Annotated in this window: 3 protein-coding genes; 2 read left to right on the plus strand and 1 reads right to left on the minus strand. The window is 62.3% G+C overall.

What is annotated here, in order from left to right:
- Nucleotides 1–130: 130 nt before the first annotated feature.
- Nucleotides 131–1,051 carry a LysR family transcriptional regulator gene (locus EN879_RS27315; protein ID WP_024501932.1) on the minus strand — a complete coding sequence of 307 codons (921 nt, stop codon included), beginning with the start codon at nt 1,049–1,051 and terminating at the stop codon, nt 131–133.
- Nucleotides 1,052–1,182: 131 nt separating this feature from the next.
- Between EN879_RS27315 and EN879_RS27320 the strand changes: the two genes are divergently transcribed.
- Both EN879_RS27320 and guaD read left to right on the plus strand, forming a co-directional pair.
- Complete coding sequence (locus EN879_RS27320; RefSeq protein ID WP_127274357.1) at nt 1,183–2,400, plus strand: urate hydroxylase PuuD; 1,218 nt, start codon at nt 1,183–1,185, stop codon at nt 2,398–2,400.
- Between the two features lies 1 nt (nt 2,401).
- Nucleotides 2,402–3,718, plus strand: a complete 1,317-nt coding sequence (gene guaD / locus EN879_RS27325) for a guanine deaminase (RefSeq protein WP_063169826.1) — start codon at nt 2,402–2,404, stop codon at nt 3,716–3,718.
- Nucleotides 3,719–3,766 lie beyond the last annotated feature (48 nt).

Here is a 3,766-nt window from a genome sequence, read left to right on the forward strand (position 1 = left end):
GTCCATCGGGGGTTCCTATGAGATGAAATGCCACCCCGAACTATGTTCGCCACATCCTGGGATGGCAACCGCCGGCGCTGGGCCAAACCGCCGCTCACCTACCGGCCAGTCCCTATTTGCCGGCCAGCCTTTATTTGCCAGCAAGCAGATCGTTGATCAGCCGCTGGCAGCGCTCGGCCATGAAGTCGAGCAGCAGCCGCACTTTTGGATCCTGCAGCTTCTTGTGCGGATAGACGGCGGCGAACTGCACCGGTGTCGGCGGCGTGCTGGGCAGGATCACCTTCAGCCGCCGATCGCGGATGAATGGCTCGACCTCGAAGCGCGGCTTGTTGATGATGCCGCGGCCTGAAAGCGCCCAGCCGGTGAGCACGTCGCCATCGTCGGTGTCGTAGGGCCCGTGTACCTCGAATTTCTGCGGGCCGGTGGGGGTCTGCAGCGTCCACACATATTCGCGCGCGCCCGAATAACGCAGCATCAGGCAGTCGTGCTTCTTGCCGATCAGTTCCTGCGGCTCAATCGGTTCGCCGCGCGCTTCGAGATATTTCGGCGCCGCCACCAGCACGCGCTCGCATTCCATGATGCCGCGCATCCTGAGGCTGGAATCCTCGATGATGCCGAGCCGGAAGGCGACGTCGATGCCTTCCTTCATGATGTCGACATTGTGGTCCGAGAGCCTGAGCCGCACCTCGATATCAGGGTATTTGTCGTGGAAATCGGGGATGCCCGAAGCGACCAGCCGGCGGCCGAGGCCGAGCGGTGCCGTGACGCGGATGGTGCCGCGCGGCTGGCCGGAAAGGGCAGAGACTGCCGCTTCCGCCTCGGTGATTGCCTCCAGCACCTGCTTGGCGCCCCCGTAAAAAACCGTGCCATGCTCGGTCGGCATCAATTGCCGTGTGGTGCGGTTGAACAGCCGCACGCCAAGGTGCTTCTCCAGTTCCTTGATGCGGTTGGAAGCGACCGCCGGCGAAATGCGCATGTCGCGCCCGGCCGCCGACAGATTGCCGAGTTCAACGACGCGAACGAAGACGGCGATGTTGTCGAGATAGGCCATGCGGAGCACCTTCGCCGGTTTGCAGGATCAACCTAGTATTTTCCATTTTTTTTTGAAAGTCCTCGTGCGCCTCGCCTCTTTCCGTTTGCGCTCCAGCCCGTAAAGTCACCCAATCGGCAGGGACGATTTCAATGATGGATTTCGCGATTTTCTGGGATTGGCTGAGTTTTGCCGTGCGCTGGCTGCATGTCGTCACCGGCATCGCCTGGATCGGCTCGTCGTTCTATTTCGTCGCGCTCGATCTCGGCCTGCGCCAGCGTCCCGGCATGCCCGTCGGCGCCTTCGGCGAGGAATGGCAGGTGCATGGCGGCGGCTTTTATCACATCCAGAAATATCTGGTGGCGCCGGCCGAAATGCCGGAACACCTGACCTGGTTCAAATGGGAATCCTACGCCACCTGGCTTTCCGGCTTCGCCATGCTGTGCGTCGTCTATTATGCCGGGGCCGATCTGTTCCTGATCGATCCGAACGTGCTGCCGATGTCGGTGCCGGTCGGCATCCTGCTGTCTCTGGCAACGATCGGCGTCGGCTGGGTGGTCTACGATCTGCTGTGCCGCTCGCCGCTGGGCAAAAGCGACACCGGCCTGATGCTGGTGCTCTATTGCGTGCTGGTGTTCATCGCCTGGGGACTGACCCCCCTGTTCACCGGCCGTGCCGCCTTCCTGCATCTGGGCGCCATCACCGCCACGATCATGTCGGCCAATGTCTTCATGGTCATCATCCCCAACCAGAAGATCGTCGTCGCCGACCTCATCGCCGGCCGCAAGCCCGACCCGAAATACGGCAAGATCGCCAAGCAGCGCTCTCTCCATAACAATTACCTGACGCTGCCGGTGCTGTTCCTGATGCTGTCGAACCACTATCCGCTGGCGTTCGGCACTGAGTTCAACTGGGTCATCGCCTCGCTGGTGTTCATCATCGGCGTGCTGATCCGGCACTATTTCAACTCGGTCCATGCGCGCAAGGGCAATCCGACCTGGACCTGGATGGCGGCACTCGTCCTGTTCATCGTCATCATCTGGCTGTCGACCGCGCCGAAAGTGCTGACCGGCGAACCCAAGGAATCCGCGTCGGCGCAAGTCTATGTCGCTTCAGCGCATTTCCCGGCGGTGCGCGACACCGTGCTCGGCCGCTGTTCAATGTGCCACGCGGCGGAGCCGGTCTATGAGGGCATCTATCATGCGCCCAAGGGCGTGATGCTCGACACCGATGCGGATATCGCCAACCACGCCCGCGAAATCTATCTGCAGGCCGGCCGCAGCCACGCCATGCCGCCCGCCAACGTCTCTCAGATCACCGACAAGGAACGGGCGCTGCTGGTGGCCTGGTTCGAAGGCGCAGGGAAATAGCATGAATTCGACACTTCTGCGCGGCCGCACGCTGTCCTTTGTGCGCTGGCCGCAAACTCTCGAAGACCATTCCGCCTGGCGCTACGAGGAGGATGGCGGACTGCTGATCCGTGACGGCAGGATCGTCGCCGCGGGTAGTTATGCCGATGTTGAAAAGCAAGCCGACGAAACGGTGAAAAGGATTGACCACCGGCCGCATCTGCTGCTGCCCGGCTTCATAGATGCCCATGCGCATTTTCCGCAGATGCAGATCATCGCCTCCTACGGCGCCGAACTGCTCGACTGGCTGAACACCTACACTTTTCCGGAAGAAACGAAGTTCGCCAACGCCCAGCACGGCCGCCGCATCGCGCGGCTGTTCCTCGACGAAATGGTGCGCCACGGCACCACGACGGTCGCCGCCTACTGCTCGGTGCACAAGGCCTCGGCCGAAGCCTTCTTCGCAGAATCGCATGACCGCAACATGCTCAACATCGCCGGCAAGGTGATGATGGATCGCAATGCGCCCGACGGCGTGCTCGACACCCCGCAATCCGGCTATGACGACACAAAGGCGCTGATCAAGGAGTGGCACGGCAAGGGCCGCCAGCACTACGCCATCACGCCGCGCTTCGCCATCACCTCGTCGCCGGAGCAGATGGAGATGGCGGGCGTGTTGTGCCGCGAACATCCCGGCCTGCACATGCAGACGCATCTGTCGGAAAACCACGCCGAGATCGCTTTCACGCAGGAACTCTACCCGTGGGCGCGCGACTACACCGACGTCTACGAGCATTACGGGCTGTTAGGCAAAAAGAGCCTGTTCGGCCACTGCATCCATTTGTCGGAGCGCGAAGCGGATGCGCTTTCGGACTCGGGCTCGGTGGCGGTGTTCTGCCCGACCTCGAACCTTTTCCTCGGCTCCGGCCTCTTCGATTATCAGCGCTTTCGCCGACGCGACAAGCCGATCCGCATCGCCGCCGCCACCGATGTCGGCGGCGGCACCAACTACTCCATGCTGCGCACCATGGACGAAGGCTACAAGGTGATCGCGCTGAATGGCGAAAAGCTCAACCCGTTCCAGTCCTTCTGGCAGACGACGCGCGGCAATGCCGAGGCGCTGTCGGTGGTGGAAAAGATAGGCACGCTGGACGCGGGCACCGACGCCGACATCGTCGTGCTGGACGCCAGGGCAACGCCGGGAATGCGACTCAGGATGGAGACGGTCGAGACGCTGGCGCAGGAACTCTTTCTCCTGCAGACGCTGGGCGACGACCGCTCCGTCCGCGAAGTTTATGTGGCGGGGCGGCCAGCCAAGGCTGACATGAGCGCGGGGTAAGGCCCCCTCACCCGGATTGCCAACCGAATTGCGAAGGCAATTCGGGGC

Source organism: Mesorhizobium sp. M7A.F.Ca.AU.002.02.1.1, assembly GCF_003998535.1.
GTDB classification, from domain to species: domain Bacteria; phylum Pseudomonadota; class Alphaproteobacteria; order Rhizobiales; family Rhizobiaceae; genus Mesorhizobium; species Mesorhizobium ciceri.

Excerpts from the sequence above, each read along its gene's own strand:
- EN879_RS27320 (WP_127274357.1), top strand. The coding sequence starts at position 1,183 with ATGATGGATTTCGCGATTTTCTGGGATTGGCTGAGTTTTGCCGTGCGC.
- EN879_RS27315 (WP_024501932.1), bottom strand. The coding sequence starts at position 1,051 with ATGGCCTATCTCGACAACATCGCCGTCTTCGTTCGCGTCGTTGAACTC.
- guaD (WP_063169826.1), top strand. The coding sequence starts at position 2,402 with ATGAATTCGACACTTCTGCGCGGCCGCACGCTGTCCTTTGTGCGCTGG.